A 16,968-nucleotide genomic window follows, 5' to 3' on the forward strand; every position below is an offset into this window, starting at 1 on the left:
TTGATGGAAGACTGCCTGCGATCTGCGGAAGCTGTCAAGAGGGGGCTGCCGAAAAATCGAAGAGCGGCATTAGGTTGTTGGGCGTGCGATTGAGAGTGGAGTTCACGACCGAACCCTTCGATCTCGACGAGGCCCCGGCGCATGCGCTCGTGGCTCGCGAGGTCATTCAGGGGGCCCCGCTGGACGCCGTGGACGTAGGTCCGTTCGGCAATACGGCCGAGGGTGATGTCGACGCGGTGCTGACCGCGGTCGACGCGATGCTGCGCCGGTCCCTGGGGGCCGGTGCCACCCGGGTGTCGCTCCAGGTCAACGTGATCGGCGAGCCGGGCGCGCCGGCGGACCCGGGGGAGGCGGATAAGTGACCGGTATCGGGGACGACCCCTTCGTCACCGCGGTGAAGCCGCTGGTGGACGCCATGGGCGGCGAGATGGTGCCGCCCGACCAGGCGGGCGTCGACGACGTGGTCCTCGCCTGGGAGGGCGAGGACGTGGTGGCCGTGCGGCTGCCCCAGCTCGCCGACTCCCTGGACCACATCCTGCTCGCCCTTGAGCGCAAACAGGGCAGGCCCCTCGCCGAGCTCGACCGCAAGGCGAAGCAGGAGGTCGTGCGGATACTGGAGGCGCGCGGGGCCTTCTCCGTCCGGCACGGCGTCGAGACGGTGGCCGGCGCGCTGGGCGTCAGCCGCTTTACCGTCTACAACTACCTGAACCGGGAGAACGCCGCGAAGGGGGATTGATCAGGGGCCTGCCTTCACGCTGCGCAGTCGAGCCGTCACCCGTTCTGTCGGGTGGCGGCTTCTTTGTTCAAGTTATTTCAACAAAGTGTTGACGCTGCGTTGTTCAAGGTCTTAGCTGTTCCGCAGCCCGTCCAGCACAAGGCCACGGAGGCTCCCGTGACTTCGAGTACGACACCGGGTCTGACCCGGTTCAACGCCTTGGAGGAGGCCGCGGCCACCGCCGCGCTCCACGAGGCCTGCGCCTCTTCGGCCTGGGGAAGCAAGCTGCTCTCCCAGCGCCCCTACGCCACCGCCGAAGACCTCTTCGCCGCCAGCGACGCCGCCATGGCCGAGCTCACCGCGGACGACCTGGCCGAGGCGATGGCGGGGCACCCGCCGATCGGGCGCCCGAAGCCCGGGGACCCGACCTCGTCCCGCGAGCAGCGGGGCATGGCGGGCGCCTCCGAGGAACTCAAGACCGAAATGCTCGAACTGAACCTGGCCTACCAGGAGAAGTTCGGTCACGTCTTCCTGATCTGCGCCACCGGACGCACCGGTGAGCAGATGCGGGACGCCGTCAAGGAACGGATCGGCAACTCGCCCGAACAGGAGCGGGAGATCGTCCGCACCGAACTGGGCAAGATCAACCGCATCCGCCTGACCCGCCTCCTGGAGGAGCAGACCGCATGAGCACGGAAACGACCGCCTCGGTGTCCACCCACATCCTGGACACCAGCGTCGGACGCCCCGCCGAGGGCGTCGCCATCTCCCTGTCCGCCCGCAGCGGCACGGACGCGGCGTGGCAGGCGCTCGGCGGCAGTGCGACCGACGCGGACGGGCGCTGCAAGGACCTGCCGGCCCTGCCGGAGGGAACCACGCACGTACGTCTCGATTTCGAGACCGAGGCGTACTTCCTGAGCAAGAACAACCAGCAAGCCGAGGCGCAGCAGGACGCCCCCGCGAATCGGGACAGCGGTGCGAGCGGCGTGTTCTTCCCGGAGGTGGCGATCACGTTCGCCGTCGTGCCGGGCGAGCACTACCACGTACCGCTGCTGCTCAACCCGTTCGGCTACTCCGTTTACCGAGGGAGCTAGCAGACATGCCCACCATTCTGGGACAGAACCAGTACGGCAAGGCTGAGAACCGGGTCGTAAAGATCACGCGGGACGGCGACACCCATCACATCAAGGACCTGAACGTCTCCGTCGCCCTCTCCGGCGACCTGGACGACGTCCACTACAACGGCTCGAACGCCAACTGCCTGCCGACGGACACGACGAAGAACACCTGCTTCGCGTTCGCCAAGGAGTACGGCATCGAGTCCGCCGAGCAGTACGGCATCCACCTCGCCCGGCACTTCGTGGACAGCCAGCCCTCGATCCACCGCGCGCGGATCCGGATCGAGGAGTACGCCTGGGAGCGCATCGGCGGCTCCGACAGCAACGCCAAGTTCATCGGCGCCGACGAGGTCAACCACTCCTTCGTCCGCAAGGGGCAGGAGACGCGGCTCGCCCAGATCACCTACGACGGCGAGAAGTTCGAGGTCCTCTCGGGTCTGAAGGACCTGACCGTGATGAACTCCACCAACTCCGAGTTCTGGGGCTTCATCAAGGACAAGTACACGACCCTCCAGGAGGATTACGACCGTATCCTCGCCACCTCCCTGTCCACCTGGTGGCGGCACAACTGGACCAGCGACGAGCAGCGCATGCCGAGCTGGGAGCGGAGTTACGAGCAGGCGAAGAAGCACATCCTGCACGCCTTCGTGGAGACCTACTCGCTGTCGCTGCAGCAGACGCTCTACCAGATGGGTTCGCGGGTCATCAACAACCGCAGCGAGATCGACGAGATCCGCTTCTCCGCGCCCAACAAGCACCACTTCCGCCAGGACCTCTCGCCCTTCGGCCTCGACAACGAAGCCAAGGACGGAGCCGTCTACTACGCCGCCGACCGCCCCTACGGCCTGATCGAGGCCACGATTCTGCGGGACGGCGTCGAGCCGAAGATCCCGGTCGACATGACCAACCTCTGACGCGGGATGCGCGCCCCCGCCCCTCCGCAGTGGGCGGGGGCGCGCCACACCGGAGGGAACATCCGCAATGGCACAGCCTGCAAAGGGGCCGGCAGCAGCCGAAGGCCCATGTTCCACCCCATCGGAGAAAGCCGTCGGTGAGTCAACTCCCGACTGTCACCCGGTGGATGAGAAGCTCCACCCCTCGCGGCTCGTCCCCGCCGCACTCCAGCACATCGCCGCCATGTATGCGGGTGTGGTCACCCCTCCGCTCATCATCGGCCAGGCCTGCGGCCTGGACACCGTCGCCCAGACGCGGCTGATCGCCGCCGGGCTGCTCATCGCCGGTCTCGCCACCATCCTGCAGACCCTCGGCGTCAAGGGCTTCGTCGGCAACCGCCTGCCGTTCGTCAACGCCGCCTCCTCGGCGGGCATCGCACCCATCCTCGCCATCGCCGAGACCAACTCCAAGGGCGACCAACTCCCCGCGATCTACGGCGCGGTGATGGTCGCGGGCGTCTTCTGCCTCGCCGTCGGGCCCTTCTTCGGCCGGCTGCTCCGCTTCTTCCCGCCGCTGGTCACCGGCGTCGTCATCACCCTCATCGGCGTCACACTGATGCCCGTGCCCGTGAAGTGGGCACAGGGCGGCGACGACACCGACCCGACGTTCGGCGACATGAAGTACCTGGCACTCGCCGCCTTCACGCTCGTCGTCATCCTGATGTTCCAGCGCTTCGGCCGCGGCTTCCTCAGGCAAGTCGCCCTGCTGGCAGGCATGTTCATCGGCACGCTCGCCGCGATCCCGTTCGGCCTCGCCGACTTCACCTCGGTGCAGACCGCCCCGCTGGCCGCGCTGCCCACGCCGTTCGCCGCGGGCGCCCCCATCTTCCAGCCCGCCGCGATCCTCTCGCTCTGCATCGTGATGCTGGTCCTGATGACCGAGTCCGCCGCCGGAATGCTCGCCCTCGGCGAGATCTGCGAGCGCAGGACCGACGGGAAGACCATCACCCGCGGCCTGCGCACCGACGGCATCGCCACCCTGGTCGGCCCCGTCTTCGGCGGCTTCCCGACCTCCGCCTTCGCACAGAACGTCGGCGTGGTCTCACTGACCCGGGTCCGCAGCCGCTACGTCGTCGCCGTCGCGGGCGCCACACTCATCGTGCTCGGCGCCTTCCCCGTGCTCGGCGCGGTCGTCAACGTGGTCCCCATGCCGGTCCTCGGCGGCGCGGGCATCGTCCTCTTCGGCTCCATCGCGGTCAGCGGCATCCGTACGCTCTCCGAGGCGGGCCTCGACGACAGCTCCAACATCATCCTGGTGGCCGTCGCGCTCGGAGCGGGCATCATCCCGCTCGCCGCGCCCACCTTCTACGCGGACTTCCCCGCGTGGGCCCAGACCGTGCTCGGCTCCGGCATCAGCGCCGGCGCGCTCGTCGCGGTCACGCTCAACCTGTTCTTCCACCATCTCGGCACCCGTGGCGGCGCGCAGAGCGCGGCCGCGGCACTCAAATCTCCCTAGGGTCATGCCGTGCCCATCGCCACTCACGAATTGAAGGAAGCACCATGGCAGCTTCTTCGGCAGACCGCATTGTCATCGAGAACGCCGCGATCGCGACCGTCGACGCCCAGGACACCGAGTACGCCTCGGGGTACATCGTCGTCGCCGGGAACAGGATCGAGTCCATCGGCGCGGGCAAGGCCCCGGAAGGCCTGGAGAACGTCGTACGCCGCGTCGACGCCACCGGCCACCTCGTCACCCCCGGCCTGATCAACACCCACCACCACTTCTACCAGTGGATCACCCGGGGCCTGGCCACCGACCACAACCTGTTCAACTGGCTGGTCGCGCTCTACCCGACGTGGGCCCGCATCGACGAGCAGATGACGTACGCGGCCGCCCAGGGCTCCCTCGGCATGATGGCCCGCGGCGGCGTCACCACCGCCATGGACCACCACTACGTCTTCCCCAAGGGCTCCGGCGACCTCTCCGGGTCGATCATCCGCGCCGCCTCCGAGATGGGCGTCCGCTTCACCCTGGCCCGCGGCTCCATGGACCGCAGCGAGAAGGACGGCGGCCTGCCCCCGGACTTCGCCGTCGAGACCCTGGAGGGCGCGCTCGCCGCCACCGAGGAGACCGTCAGGAAGCACCACGACGCCTCCTTCGACGCGATGACGCAGGTCGCCGTCGCGCCCTGCTCGCCGTTCTCCGTGTCGACCGAACTCATGAAGCAGGGCGCCGAGTTGGCGCGCGGCCTCGGCGTACGACTGCACACCCACGGCAGCGAGACGGTCGAGGAGGAGAAGTTCTGTCACGAGCTCTTCGGCATGGGCCCCACCGACTACTTCGAGTCGACCGGCTGGCTCGGTGACGACGTGTGGATGGCGCACTGCGTCCACATGAACGACTCCGACATCGCCGCGTTCGCCCGCACCGGCACGGGCGTCGCCCACTGCCCCTCCTCCAACGCCCGCCTCGCCGCCGGCATCGCCCGCGTCCCCGACATGCTGAAGGCGGGCGTCCCCGTCGGCCTCGGCGTCGACGGCACCGCGTCCAACGAGTCCGGCGAGCTCCACACCGAGCTGCGCAACGCCCTCCTCATCAACCGCCTCGGCGCCCACCGCGAGGCCGCCCTGAACGCCCGTCAGGCGCTGCGCCTCGGCACCTACGGCGGCGCGCAGGTCCTCGGCCGCGCCACGCAGATCGGCTCCCTGGAGGCCGGCAAGCTCGCCGACCTGGTGCTCTGGAAGATCGACGGCATCGGGCACGCGTCGATCGCCGACCCGGTGACCGCCATCGTCTTCGGCGCGGCCGCACCGGTCACCCTCTCCCTCGTCAACGGCAAGCCGGTCGTCGAGAACGGCCGTCTGCTCCACGCCGACGAGGACGCCATCGCCCGCTCCACGCGGGAGGAGGCACAGCGTCTCGCGCGTATCGCCGCCGGGAGCTGACCCCGAGAACTCCGGTCAGGGGGGACGGCCCCTGACCGGACTTGAGCAGCCGAGCGGGCTGCTCAAGTGCCGCCCCGGAACGCGGCCCAAAGCTTCGCGTTCCCGGGGCGGTCAGTACTACCTGGGCGCATCACCCACAACCGCATACCGAGCAAGTCCTTGCACCACGCACCACCCCCCACCTCCCAGAAGCGAAAAGTGCCGGCGCTCAGCCGGGACCGGAAAACAACCGGAGGAGCCACAGTGGCCACTCAGCCCAGGTTCACCAAGCAAGGCACCACCCCGGACCCCGACACCGACGAGGGATCCATACACCCCGTCGACGAGAAGCTCCCCGCGCTCAAGATGGCCACGACCGGTCTCCAGCACGTGGCGGCCATGTACGCGGGAGTCGTCGCCCCGCCGCTCATCGTGGGCGCCGCCATCGGCCTCTCCGCCAAGGAACTCACCTTCCTCACCGGCGCCTGTCTCTTCACCGCGGGCCTCGCGACCTTCCTGCAGACCCTCGGCGTCTGGAAGATCGGCGCCCGGCTGCCCTTCGTCAACGGCGTCACCTTCGCCGGTGTCGCGCCCATGCTCGCGGTCGTCGACTCGACCAAGGACAAGGACGACGCCCTGCCGATCATCTTCGGCGCGGTGATCGTCGCGGGTGTGCTCGGCTTCATCGCCGCCCCGTTCTTCTCGAAGATGATCCGCTTCTTCCCGCCGGTCGTGACCGGCACGGTCATCACCCTCATCGGCATCTCGCTGATGCCGGTCGCCTTCGGCTGGGCGCAGGGGCCCGTCCCCGGCGCCGACGACTACGGCTCGATGAAGAACCTGGGCCTCGCCGGCATCACGCTCGTCATCGTCCTGCTCCTGCGCCGCTTCACCACCGGCTTCGTCAAGCAGATCGCGGTCCTGCTCGGTCTGGTCATCGGCACGCTCGTCGCGATCCCCTTCGGCGTCACGGACTTCGGGCCGGTCGGCGACGCGGACATCGTGGGCTTCCCGACGCCGTTCCACTTCGGCGCGCCGCAGTTCGCGGCCGCCGCCATCGTCTCGCTCTGTGTCGTCATGGTGGTCTCCATGACGGAGTCGACGGCCGACATGCTCGCCCTCGGTGAGATCGTGGACCGCCCCGCCGACGAGAAGACCATCGCGGCGGGCCTGCGCGCGGACTGTCTCGGCTCGGCGGTCAGCCCGCTCTTCAACGGCTTCATGTGCAGCGCCTTCGCGCAGAACATCGGCCTGGTCGCGATGACGAAGATCCGCAGCCGGTTCGTGGTCGCCGCGGGCGGCGGCTTCCTCGTCCTGATGGGTCTCTGCCCCATCGCCGCCTCGCTGATCGCGGTCGTGCCGCGCCCGGTGCTCGGCGGCGCGGGCGTCGTCCTCTTCGGCTCGGTCGCGGCGAGCGGCATCCAGACGCTGGTCAAGGCCAACCTGGAGAAGGACAACAACGTCCTGATCGTGGCGGTCTCGCTGGCCGTCGGTCTCATCCCGATCGCGGCGCCGGAGTTCTACCACGCGTTCCCGGAGACCGCGAAGATCATCCTCGACTCGGGCATCTCGACGGGCTGTGTGGCGGCCGTGCTCCTGAACCTGGTCTTCAACCACATCGGCAAGGGCCGCGACGAGGACGACGTGACGGCGCCGATGGAGCCGGGCGGGGAGATCGCCCAGTCTCGCGTGCCGGGCCAGGCGGTGGCGCACTGAGCCACCGGTTACGCACTCCGTCCACCGGCCGCCGCGGCGGCTCGCTCGCCCCTCGCGCGGTCAGACGCGCGCGAGGGGCAGCCGCTCAGCTGAGGTCCATCGCGTTCGGGTCGCCGGCAGGACCCGCCGCGGCGCCCGCGGCGTCGGTGACGACCTTGATGACGTTGCCGTTCTTGTCGCACAGCTCCGCGCGGACGACGAACCCGGCCTGGATGCCCTTCCAGAAGATGACTTCCTGCTGCTGGGCGAAGGCCGTGGTCCCCAGCGTGTCCACCAGGTCGATGCCGCCGGGCGCGTTGATGACGTAGCGCCAGCCGCTCCCGTCGGGCTGCCGCGCCCAGTCCGGCACATATCCGCCCGGGGAACGGGTGGCGCTGACGAAACCGGTCCGCTGCAGCAGCTTCTGATAGTGCCGGAGGCTGGCGGGCAGCTTCTCGTTCCAGGGCTTGAACCCCTTGCCGAGGATCTGGTCGGGCGTCCTGCCGTCCCACCGGTACAGGGGCTCGTTGTCCTTGCGGTAGCGCAGCGGGGGCACGGGCCGCCCCTGCTTCCTGTCCTCGCGCATCGACTTCACCTTGCCGGGGTCGACGCCGTACGTGCTCTCACCGAAGCCCGCCGCCGGCTGGGGAGTCGGCGTGGTGGCACGCGGATACTTGTCCCGCTCCGCCATGAACGACGGGAAGTCGTACTCGCCCGCCTCCGAGTCGGCGCCCCCGTCCGACAGCTCCTCGGCGTCGGAGAAGTCCAGCCGGTCGATGTCCATGGCGTCCTGGTCGACCGCGCGCTGCACCACGGGCTGCTCAGCCTGCTGGTGACCGCATCCTGCGCCGTGCTGGTGCCGCTCCTGTTCCGCGGCTTGCCCGGCCCCGCGCAGCATCTGTACGACGGCGGCGTTGCCCGCCCTTCCCTGGAGGGCGAGGAGCCGCTGGAGCGGGGCGTCGGCGGCGTCCGCCGTCGCGGGTCTGCGGGCCGCGGTCCGCGCCTTCGCGGCGTCGTGCTTTCCGGCGTGGTCGTGTTCGTGCAAGGGAGGCTCCTCGGTCACAGAGCCACCAAGCATCGCCGGGTGACGGCCCGCCGGGCCAGGAACCGGAGGGCAGGACCGGGGGCACTTCTCGTGGTCCACGAGGTCTTCCCGTCTGCCACCGAGCGCCCGCGTGACGTCGACGTCGAATTCGTGCCAGACCTGGGCGGGGTGCCGCTGGTGGACTCGGTGCCATGCCCGTATCGACGTCTCCATCGGCCCGGCTCCCCGCAGCCGCCCCCGCACCCGTCCGTTCGCCCCTCATGGAGTGGCTCGGCGTGATCTCCCTCGCCCTGGGGATCTTCGCCATCGTCACCACCGAGATCCTGCCCATCGGCCTCCTCGGGCCCATCGGTGCCACCTTCGGTGCCTCGGACGGCACGGCAGGACTGACGATGACGATGCCGGGGTTCCTCGCAGCCGTCGCGGCCCCGGCCGTGACGGTCACCACCCGGCGGGTCGACCGGCGCCGGATGCTCTGCCTGCTGATGCTCGTGCTCGCCCTGGCGAACTTCCTGGCCGCGTGCGCCCCCGGGTACTGGCTGATGATGGTCTCCCGCGCCCTCGTCGGCCTCGTCATCGGCGGGTTCTGGTCCATCGGAACGGGGCTCGCCGCCCGCTTGGTGCCCGACGCACAGAAGGGGCGGGCGACCGCCGTCCTCTTCTCCGCCGTCCCTCTCGGCTCCGTCCTCGGCGTACCCGCCGGGACGCTGCTCGGCCAACTCCTCGGATGGCGGGCCGCGTTCGCCGCGATGGGTGTCCTGACGCTGGCAGTCCTGGCCGCGTTGCTCGTGTCCCTGCCGCCGCTGCCACCGCAGGACGTCACCCGGCTCGCCGTGCTGCGCGGCCTGCTCGGCGCGCCCCGGGTCAGGGCCGGTGTCGCCGTGACCTTCCTGATCGTGACGGCCCACTTCGGCACGTACACGTACGTCACGCCGTTCCTGACGGAGGTGACACACGCGGGCCCGCGACACATCAGCGCGCTGCTGCTCGCGTACGGTGCCGCAGGCGTCGTCGGCAACTTCCTCGGGGGAGCGTGGGTGCGGCGCGGGCTCGGACCCGCCTTCGCGGTGGCGGCGGGACTGCTCGCCACCGCGACGCTGCTGCTGGCCCCGCTGGGGGCGGGCGGGACCGGCGCACTCGTCCTGCTGCTGGTCTGGGGCCTTGCCTACGGCGCGGTGCCGGTCTGCTCGCAGACGTGGTTCGCGAACGCCGCGCCGAACGCGCCCGAGGCGGCGTCTGTCCTGTTCACCTCCTCGTTCCAGGCGACGCTGTCGCTGGGCGCGCTGGCGGGCGGAGTGGTCGTGGACGCGGCGTCCGTCTCGGCGGTGATGGTCCTCGGCGGCTGCACCGCCGTGCTCGCGGTCGTGGTGATCGCGGCTACTTCCCGCACAGAGCGGCGGAGTTGATGTACCCGCCCGCGTTCTCGTCGTCCGTGCCGAGCACCGCGTCCCGGGAACCCGGCACGCATTCGATCGCCTCGATCTTGTGGCCCTTGAACTTCCCCAGCACGTCGGGGTTCTTGGCGACGGTGAGGCGCACCTTGCCGGACCGGTCCACCGCGAGGGTGCCCGCGTCCATGACGGCCGAGTCGAAGGGGCCGTCGTCGCCCGCGTCGGAGGCCGAGCTGATCCGGAGGCGGCCCGCCGCGGTCACGGAGATGTCCGAGGCGTGGCGGACGTTGCCGGTCGGGTAGGGCGCGCGGAGGCGGGCCGTCGTGACCGGGCCGAAGTCGGACTCGCCGTACTGGTTGAAGGAGAAGGGCGCCGCGTGCAGCGTCGCGGGGCGGTCCTTGCCGGCGCCCCGGTCGGCCCAGACCGCCGCCAGCTTCCCGTGCCGCGAGGTCAGCGCGAAGCTCTCGTAGTCGTCGCCGTCGGCTATGGCGGGGAGGGGAGAGGTGTCCAGGACCGCGGCTTCGCCTCCCGTCACCTTCAGGTGGTAGACGAGGCCGCGGCTCGCCAGGGCCACATACTCGTCGGAGGTGCCGGGCACCGCCTCGATCGCCTCCAGGTCTATGGGCTCGGCGGTGCCGGTCCAGGTGAGGGGCTCGACGGCGGCGGAGCGGCCGGGGCGGTAGGTGAGGGCGGCTACGCGGTTCTGGCCGGGCTTCTTGTTGTCGCGTACGACGAGCGAGTGCGTCGGGCCGTCCGCCCGGCCGCTGAGGGCGAGGCCGCTGATGCCCGAGGTGATGCTGTCACCGGCTCGCTGCCAGCCGCCGGGGGCCGCGGGCGCCGAGGGCACCGGGGTCGCGGCCGCGGGGGCGAGTGCGGTGAGCGTGGCGACGGCGGATGCGGCCGCGGTGGCGAGCACGGTCGTACGGAGGAACATGGGGATCTTTCACCTCGGTGCAGGATGACGCGCGTAGACGGGGAGTTGGCCGGGACCGTACCCACGTCGGCCTGGTGGAGGCAAGAGGTGCGCGTGAGGAGGTGGCAGCCGGGGAGGGCCGACTGCCACCGATCAGGCACGGGACTGCTGACCTGGTACGGGTCAGCCGATGTGGTACGGGTCCCCGTAGACCTTCCAGTCCAGCGGCGGGTCCAGGTTGAGGTTCCGCTTCTTCAGGAAGACCCGCTGCGCGGTGTCGACCCGGCTGGTGTCCTCGTGGGCCTCCTCCTGCTTCATCGCCCAGACCCGCGCGTCGAGGAACGCGTTCAGGTACGTCACCTCGTCGCCGCCCTGGGCCGGCGGCTTGGCCGAACGCAGCGCGCGCTTGCGGATGTTGCGGAAGCTGGTGGAGTCGCTGCCGTCGCCGTGCATGACGATCGCGTCGTAGTAACAGAACTGGCCGAGGACGCCGACGCCGTCCGCCTTGCCCTGCTTGACCGCCGGGTTGAAGTAGACGCGGTCGCGCTCGTCGTCCTGTGCCTTGCGGAAGGCCGCGTCGGTGTCGGCGGCCCGCTCCCAGTCGCGGGTGAAGTTGGGGTCGAGCCCCTCGTGCGAGTCGGTGCCGTCGACCCTGCGCAGCGCGGGGAGGTACTTGGCGAGGACGTTGCCCGGCTTGCGCTGGGTGTAGAGCTCGACGAGGTCGAGCATGTCGCCGGTGCCGGAGCAGAAGCCGATGATGCCCGCCGTGTAGCCGCGGCCGTCGTCGATGTCCTCGATGTAGCGGTACTGCTTCTTCCACTCCAGCGAGGAGTTCTCCGCGCTGCAGACGATCTGCATCGCGATCTCCTTCTTCGCCGGGTCGTCGAGCCCGCCGGCCGCGACCAGGAGCGAGCCCGGGGCCGCGCCCGCCGACTGGGTGGCGAGGAGCGGACCCGCCACGGCCGCGGCGCCGACGAAGGCGAGCAGCGTGCGGCGGGAGGTGAGGGGACGTATGTGGGGGGTCTCCATGAGGGCCTCCAGATAAGGGAGTTCACCGTACGGATCGGGGGACTGCTTCGTTCCGCGTACTGTTAGGAAGGTTTCCTACCAGAGATTCGCCATGACGTATACCCGTCAAACGCGGGGGAGTGGGCGACCGCCGAATGGCCGGACATCGCTCTGTCCGCGGAACCCACCCGTCCGTACGCTCCCCTCGCTCACGCAATCCGCTCCAGGCACTTTCTCCAACCCCCCTCCTCGGCAATGGAACGGAGAATCATGGCCGGTGCACTGCTGCTGGGCGGCGCCCTCGTGGCGTTGTTCGGTTCGACGCTCCCCGCGCAGGACACGACCGCGATCCAGGACCCGCCGCCCGACAAGATCGTGATCGAGGTCGCCACGGTGAACGGCTCGGGCTGTCCCCTCGGCACCGCGGCCGTCGCGGTCTCCGAGGACAACACGGCCTTCACCGTGACCTACAGCGACTACCTCGCCCGGGTGGGCGGCGGCGCGGACCCCACCGCGTTCCGCAAGAACTGCCAGCTCAACCTCGTCGTGCACGTCCCGCAGGGCTTCACGTACGCGATCGCCAGCGCGGACTACCGCGGCTACGCCTCCCTCCAGCCCGGCGCCAAGGGCACGGAGAAGGCCTCGTACTACTTCCAGGGCTCGCCCCAGACGGCGTCCATCAGCCACGAGTTCAAGGGCGCCTACCACGACAACTGGCAGGCCACGGACACGACGGACTGGGCGCAGCTCGTCTGGGCGCCGTGCGGTCAGCGGCGGAACTTCAACATCAACACGGAGTTGCGTGTGGACGCGGGGACGTCCGATCCCGCGAAGTCCAGCTTCATGACGATGGACTCCACGGACGGGGACATCAGCACGGTGTACCACATGGCGTGGAAGGAGTGTCCCCGCGCTTGAGTCTTGGGCTGCGGGTGTGCCGTGGCTGAGCGCGCAGTTCCCCGCGCCCCTGGGGAAGCCTGCGTGAGCGCCCCGTCAGGGGCGCGGGGAACTGCGCGACCAGCCACATCGCACCCGCAGTGCCGCACACTGCACAAGCCCTGCCCCCCCGGGGGGGCCCTAGGGCGCCCCCAGCCGGGCCCGCACCTGTGCGGCGATCTCATACACGTCCCCCGTGGGACGAACCCGCAGCGGCCCGGGTTCGCGAATCCACGCCTCCTCGACGGCGAACCAGTCGATCTTCTCGGGGACACGGTTCTCGGAGACCGCGGAGCGCAGCTCCGTGAAGTACCGCTCCCAGCGCAGCCGGTACAGCCCCCCGACGAGCCCCGCCCACTCGCGGTTGGCGTAGTCGCGCAGCCCGGCGTCGGCGCCGGAGCGGGTGCCCCACACCGTCAGCAGGGAGAGCTGGTCGTACGCGAGCCGGTCCCGTTCCGCCGTGTCGGCGCCCCACGCGCGGGCGTCCGCGACCCAACGGCCCAGCAGATGCCGGAAGTCGGTGGCGAGGAGCCGGTCGAGCAGGTCCATGTGCCCGAGCCACTCGCGGGTCAGCCGGTCGAAGAGGCCGGTGTCCCCGGCGTCGTACGCCTTCTTGATGCGCGGCAGCAGGACGCGGCTGCGGTTGGAGAGGGCCTGCCGGGCGACGTCGAGGAGGTCGTACCGGTACGCGGACGACCGCCGCAACCCGGCCCGCACCCGCAGGAGTTCGCCGAGGGCGGGCTCGAAGTCCTCCGGCGCGTAACGCATCGCCTTGGGCGACCAGGCCGCCGCCGACCTCGCCGCGAGGTCGGGCCGCGCCCCGAAGAGGCCGTCGGCGCCCTCGGCCCACCGGTCGGCGCGGGTCGTGCCGTAGGCGGTGCGGCGCAGCACGTCCCAGGCCGCTTCGGCGTGCCGGTCGGCGCCTCCGTACCGGACGGTGGACCACTCGGCGAACCACGACTTCAGGTCCAGATCGCCCTCGCGCCACGCCAGTTCGGAGAAGAGCTCGAAAGCGGCGGGGTTGTTGTCGGCGGCCTCCGGCATGAGCGAGATGCCGCGCAGGGTGCTGCCCTCCCGGGTGCGCCACTCCTCGTACAGCTCGGCCCAGTCGGGGGTGTTGGCGCCGAGCGTCGTGTGGCCGCCGAAGTTCCAGATGGAGCCGAAGGTGTAGGGCGTGGCGCCCCAGTCGGCCTCGCGGTCGGTGATGTTCGGGAAGCGGTCGGAGAGGCCGTCGACGACGAGCATCCGCTGTTTGTCGACGGCGTCGGTGATGGCCTTCGGCGGGTTGTGCTGCCAACCGAGGATCACCCAGGTGGCGCCGGGGTGCGCGGTCCGCAGGGCCTTCTCGACACCCCTGGCGGCCTCGCCGACGGGTACGTCGCCGGGCTTTCCGCCCTCGTGGAGGAGGTCCATCTTGTACATCGTGGTCGGGCCGAACAGCTCGTCCTGCGCGCGGTAGAACGCGGCGGCGACGCGCGCGAAGTGGCCGGTGCGCGGATCCAGCCAGTCCGGTCGCGAGAAGCCCACCCAGTCGCCCTGCGGGACGGTTCTCGCACCCGGGTTCTTCTTCTCGAAGCCGGGCGGCACGGTCCCGAAGTAGCCCGGCAGGACGGGCGTCATGCCCAGGTCCCTGAGGCGGTCGCAGATGCGGCGGCCCAGGCGGGCGCGGGCGTCGAGCAGCTGCCGGGAGACCGGGTGCGGGAACGACGACATGTTCTGCAGGAGCCACCACGGCTGGTGGGCGGGGGCCGGCACCCAGGCACGCAGCTCGACGTCCGAGTACCCGAACTCCTGGAAGGCTCGGTGGTAGACGGCGTCCGCACCCGCGTACACGAGGACTTCGTTGTAGCCGTGCAGCGCGAGCACGTCGATCTCACGCTCCCAGTACGCCCAGTCGTGGTACGCGCCCGTGTAGCCGTCGTTGGTGTCGTTCAGGACGAAGCGGTGCGGGATGTTGGCCGCGCGCGTGAGGGGCGCGGCGGGCGCGGGAAGCTGCTTCGGCAGGTGATCGGTGCGGCTGCCCGCCCAGGTGATGTTGGCGTGCGTGACGTGCTTCAAGTAATGCCGCAGCCCGGCGAGTTGGGTGGCGGGGCTGGTCCCGGTGACCGTGATGCGGCCGTGGCGCCCGGTCACCTGGAAGGAGTCCTCGGCGCCCGACTTCCTCGGCACGGTCCTGAAGGTGAGCTGGCCCGAGTGGCGGGGGAGCAGACGCCGGGCGGCCTCGGCGGCGGCGGTCCGACGCGCGCCACGCGCGTCGTCGGTGGGGGTGGCGCCGCCCGCGGGCGAGCCGGAACAGGCGACGGCGGCGACACCGGCCGTGCCGGCGAGACCGGCGAGGAAGGTGCGGCGGTGGAGGGGCAGCGGCATTCGGACTCCGTCGGTCGGTCGGGCAGTCGGTCGGTCGGGCGGTCGGGCAGGGGAGGGTGCGCGGTGCGGGACGGTGCGATGGGGCGCGGTGCCGAGGGGTCTCTTTCCCCGGCAGCCCTGGGCTCAACGGGAGCGGCGGCACCTGAATGCCCCCGCCGTGTGTCCCTGTCCCCGAAGGTCCCCGCCATGATCTCCGGCGTCGTGGTTCCGTTCGTCGACCGGCGGCTCGAAGCGCACGGGCTCACCCGGAAGGACGTGGGTTCGGCGTCCGTCTCGCTCAAACGGGACCGAAGTCCCTTCTCGGCGGGACGTGGGGCCCCCGGCGCGAGGACCATCGGCGGGCACTCGCACCCTCACGGCTTGGCAATGTTGATCGACGACCGATCCCCGTGCCGAGAGTGCAGACAGAGAGAGTGACAACCCCGTGAGCGCGCCCGAAGCCCCCGAAACACCGGCACCGCCCGCCCCCGAGGCGGTGGCGCGGCACCGCGCGCTCTTCCGGGCGATCCACCGCCGCAAGCACCCCCGCCTGCGCCGGTCGGACATCACCGTCACCGAGGAGGCCCAGGTCAAGCGCGCGGTGAAGGCGACCGCGCTGGGCAACGCCATGGAGTGGTACGACTTCGGCGTCTACGCCTATCTCGCCGTCATCATCGGCAAGGAGTTCTTCCCCTCCGGGAACGACACCGCGCAGACCCTCTCCTCCCTGGCGACCTTCGCCGCCGCCTTCCTTGTGCGCCCCATCGGCGGCATGTTCTTCGGCCCGCTCGGCGACAGGGTCGGCCGCAAGAAGATCCTCGCGCTCACCATGATCATGATGTCGACGGCGACGCTGGCGATCGGCCTGATCCCGAGCTACGCCTCGATCGGCGTCTGGGCGCCGGTCCTCCTCGTCCTCTGCCGCATGGTGCAGGGCTTCTCCACGGGCGGCGAGTACGGGGGTGCCGCGACCTTCATCGCCGAGTACGCGCCCGACAAGCGCCGCGGCTTCTGGGGCTCCTTCCTGGAGTTCGGCACCCTCATCGGCTACACGGTCGCGGCGGTCCTCGTCACCACGCTGACCGTGGTGCTCAGCGACGACGCGATGCAGTCGTGGGGCTGGCGCGTCCCGTTCATGGTGGCGGCGCCGCTCGGCCTGATCGGTCTCTACCTGCGGATGAAGCTCGACGAGTCGCCCGCCTTCCAGAAGATGGAGGAGGGCGAAGGGCCCGCGGCCGAACGCCAGAAGAAGTCCTTCAGGGAGTCCTTCTTCGGCCAGTGGCGTGCGATGCTGCTCTGCATCGCGCTGGTCGCGGCGTTCAACGTCACGGACTACATGCTGCTGTCGTACATGCCGACCTATCTCACCCAGCTCGGCTTCGGCGAGACCGGCGGCCTGATGTCCATTGTCGTCGTGATGCTGATCCTGATGGCCCTCATCAACTCCGTGGGCCGGCTCTCCGACCGCATCGGCCGCAAGCCGGTCCTGATGACAGGCTCGGTCGGCTTCTTCGTCCTCGCCCTCCCCGCGTTCCTGCTCATCAAGCAGGGCGGCACGGTGGCGGTCTTCACGGGTCTGCTGATCCTCGGCCTCGCCCTGGTCTGCTACCTCGGCGTCATGTCGTCGTCGCTCCCGGCCCTCTTCCCGACGGACGTCCGCTACGGCTCCCTGTCCATCGGCTTCAACATCTCGGTCTCGCTCTTCGGCGGTACGACCCCGCTGGTCGTCGCGGCCCTGATCGACGCCACCGGCAACGACCTGATGCCCGCGTTCTACACGATGCTCGCCGGACTCGTCGGCATCGTCGCGGTGGCCGCGATGAAGGAGACGGCCCGCAAGCCGCTGGAGGGTTCGCCGCCGTCGGTGGCGACGGACGAGGAGGCGCAGGAGCTGGTGGAGTCCCAACGCGGCTGAGCCGCCCCAGGGTTGATGATGGGGCCCCAGAGTTGGCGGGTCCCCATCACGGTTCACGCTGTGTACAT

General features: G+C 70.2%; 15 protein-coding genes. 11 read left to right on the forward strand and 4 right to left on the reverse strand.

The features are described from left to right. Positions 1-83: 83 nt before the first annotated feature. From ACZ7LU_RS02695 to ACZ7LU_RS02730, 8 genes are all read left to right on the forward strand, one after another. Complete coding sequence (locus tag ACZ7LU_RS02695) at positions 84-362, forward strand: YkoF family thiamine-binding protein (protein WP_362989050.1); 279 nt, start codon at positions 84-86, stop codon at positions 360-362. Continuing rightward, the gene (locus ACZ7LU_RS02700) at positions 359-736 is read left to right on the forward strand and encodes a helix-turn-helix domain-containing protein (RefSeq protein ID WP_398309385.1); all 378 of its coding nucleotides are present in this window, start codon (positions 359-361) and stop codon (positions 734-736) included. The genes ACZ7LU_RS02695 and ACZ7LU_RS02700 overlap by 4 nt, the downstream gene beginning before the upstream one ends. A 156-nt stretch (positions 737-892) precedes the next feature. Continuing rightward, positions 893-1,405, forward strand: a complete 513-nt coding sequence (gene uraD, locus ACZ7LU_RS02705) for a 2-oxo-4-hydroxy-4-carboxy-5-ureidoimidazoline decarboxylase (RefSeq protein ID WP_398309382.1) — start codon at positions 893-895, stop codon at positions 1,403-1,405. Then, a complete protein-coding gene (uraH, locus tag ACZ7LU_RS02710; RefSeq protein WP_468312226.1) occupies positions 1,402-1,809 on the forward strand; it encodes a hydroxyisourate hydrolase in 408 nt (135 codons plus the stop codon). Before uraD ends, uraH begins: the two co-directional genes overlap by 4 nt. A gap of 5 nt (positions 1,810-1,814) precedes the next feature. Continuing rightward, the gene (gene pucL / locus ACZ7LU_RS02715; RefSeq protein WP_398309376.1) at positions 1,815-2,747 is read left to right on the forward strand and encodes a factor-independent urate hydroxylase; all 933 of its coding nucleotides are present in this window, start codon (positions 1,815-1,817) and stop codon (positions 2,745-2,747) included. Positions 2,748-2,814: 67 nt separating this feature from the next. After that, positions 2,815-4,242 (forward strand): nucleobase:cation symporter-2 family protein, encoded by a 1,428-nt coding sequence (locus tag ACZ7LU_RS02720; protein WP_471915458.1) that lies wholly within the window; start codon positions 2,815-2,817, stop codon positions 4,240-4,242. A gap of 44 nt (positions 4,243-4,286) precedes the next feature. After that, on the forward strand, positions 4,287-5,672 hold the full coding sequence (locus ACZ7LU_RS02725) for an 8-oxoguanine deaminase (protein WP_468085453.1): 1,386 nt from the start codon (positions 4,287-4,289) through the stop codon (positions 5,670-5,672). A 345-nt stretch (positions 5,673-6,017) separates the two neighbouring features. Beyond that, positions 6,018-7,367 carry a nucleobase:cation symporter-2 family protein gene (locus tag ACZ7LU_RS02730; RefSeq protein WP_398309703.1) on the forward strand — a complete coding sequence of 450 codons (1,350 nt, stop codon included), beginning with the start codon at positions 6,018-6,020 and terminating at the stop codon, positions 7,365-7,367. An 85-nt stretch (positions 7,368-7,452) separates the two neighbouring features. Here the strand turns inward: ACZ7LU_RS02730 and ACZ7LU_RS02735 are convergent, their stop codons facing one another. Beyond that, on the reverse strand, positions 7,453-8,391 hold the full coding sequence (locus ACZ7LU_RS02735; RefSeq protein ID WP_471915459.1) for a scabin-related ADP-ribosyltransferase: 939 nt from the start codon (positions 8,389-8,391) through the stop codon (positions 7,453-7,455). Positions 8,392-8,582: 191 nt separating this feature from the next. Here ACZ7LU_RS02735 and ACZ7LU_RS02740 point away from each other — a divergent pair, with 191 nt between their 5' ends. Beyond that, a complete protein-coding gene (locus ACZ7LU_RS02740; RefSeq protein WP_471915460.1) occupies positions 8,583-9,797 on the forward strand; it encodes an MFS transporter in 1,215 nt (404 codons plus the stop codon). Here ACZ7LU_RS02740 and ACZ7LU_RS02745 read toward each other — a convergent pair. Further along, positions 9,769-10,716, reverse strand: coding sequence for a hypothetical protein (locus tag ACZ7LU_RS02745; RefSeq protein WP_471915461.1), 948 nt, complete (start codon positions 10,714-10,716; stop codon positions 9,769-9,771). The two genes, ACZ7LU_RS02740 and ACZ7LU_RS02745, sit on opposite strands and share 29 nt — an antisense overlap. Before the next feature lie 162 nt (positions 10,717-10,878). Then, positions 10,879-11,724, reverse strand: a complete 846-nt coding sequence (locus tag ACZ7LU_RS02750; protein ID WP_468712976.1) for a chitosanase — start codon at positions 11,722-11,724, stop codon at positions 10,879-10,881. 249 nt (positions 11,725-11,973) lie between these two features. Here ACZ7LU_RS02750 and ACZ7LU_RS02755 point away from each other — a divergent pair, with 249 nt between their 5' ends. Further along, positions 11,974-12,621: a DUF4360 domain-containing protein gene (locus ACZ7LU_RS02755; RefSeq protein ID WP_398309359.1), complete on the forward strand. Its 648-nt coding sequence runs from the start codon at positions 11,974-11,976 to the stop codon at positions 12,619-12,621. A gap of 159 nt (positions 12,622-12,780) precedes the next feature. Here ACZ7LU_RS02755 and ACZ7LU_RS02760 read toward each other — a convergent pair whose 3' ends face one another. Further along, complete coding sequence (locus ACZ7LU_RS02760) at positions 12,781-15,000, reverse strand: alpha-N-acetylglucosaminidase (RefSeq protein WP_471916460.1); 2,220 nt, start codon at positions 14,998-15,000, stop codon at positions 12,781-12,783. A gap of 430 nt (positions 15,001-15,430) precedes the next feature. Here ACZ7LU_RS02760 and proP point away from each other — a divergent pair, with 430 nt between their 5' ends. After that, positions 15,431-16,900, forward strand: a complete 1,470-nt coding sequence (gene proP / locus ACZ7LU_RS02765) for a glycine betaine/L-proline transporter ProP (RefSeq protein WP_471915462.1) — start codon at positions 15,431-15,433, stop codon at positions 16,898-16,900. Positions 16,901-16,968 lie beyond the last annotated feature (68 nt).

It is taken from the genome of Streptomyces sp. NPDC039462 (genome assembly GCF_055639375.1).

Excerpts from the sequence above, each read along its gene's own strand:
- uraH (WP_468312226.1), top strand. The coding sequence starts at position 1,402 with ATGAGCACGGAAACGACCGCCTCGGTGTCCACCCACATCCTGGACACC.
- pucL (WP_398309376.1), top strand. The coding sequence starts at position 1,815 with ATGCCCACCATTCTGGGACAGAACCAGTACGGCAAGGCTGAGAACCGG.
- ACZ7LU_RS02720 (WP_471915458.1), top strand. The coding sequence starts at position 2,815 with ATGGCACAGCCTGCAAAGGGGCCGGCAGCAGCCGAAGGCCCATGTTCC.
- ACZ7LU_RS02725 (WP_468085453.1), top strand. The coding sequence starts at position 4,287 with ATGGCAGCTTCTTCGGCAGACCGCATTGTCATCGAGAACGCCGCGATC.
- ACZ7LU_RS02730 (WP_398309703.1), top strand. The coding sequence starts at position 6,018 with ATGGCCACGACCGGTCTCCAGCACGTGGCGGCCATGTACGCGGGAGTC.
- ACZ7LU_RS02740 (WP_471915460.1), top strand. The coding sequence starts at position 8,583 with ATGCCCGTATCGACGTCTCCATCGGCCCGGCTCCCCGCAGCCGCCCCC.
- ACZ7LU_RS02745 (WP_471915461.1), bottom strand. The coding sequence starts at position 10,716 with ATGTTCCTCCGTACGACCGTGCTCGCCACCGCGGCCGCATCCGCCGTC.
- ACZ7LU_RS02750 (WP_468712976.1), bottom strand. The coding sequence starts at position 11,724 with ATGGAGACCCCCCACATACGTCCCCTCACCTCCCGCCGCACGCTGCTC.
- ACZ7LU_RS02755 (WP_398309359.1), top strand. The coding sequence starts at position 11,974 with ATGGCCGGTGCACTGCTGCTGGGCGGCGCCCTCGTGGCGTTGTTCGGT.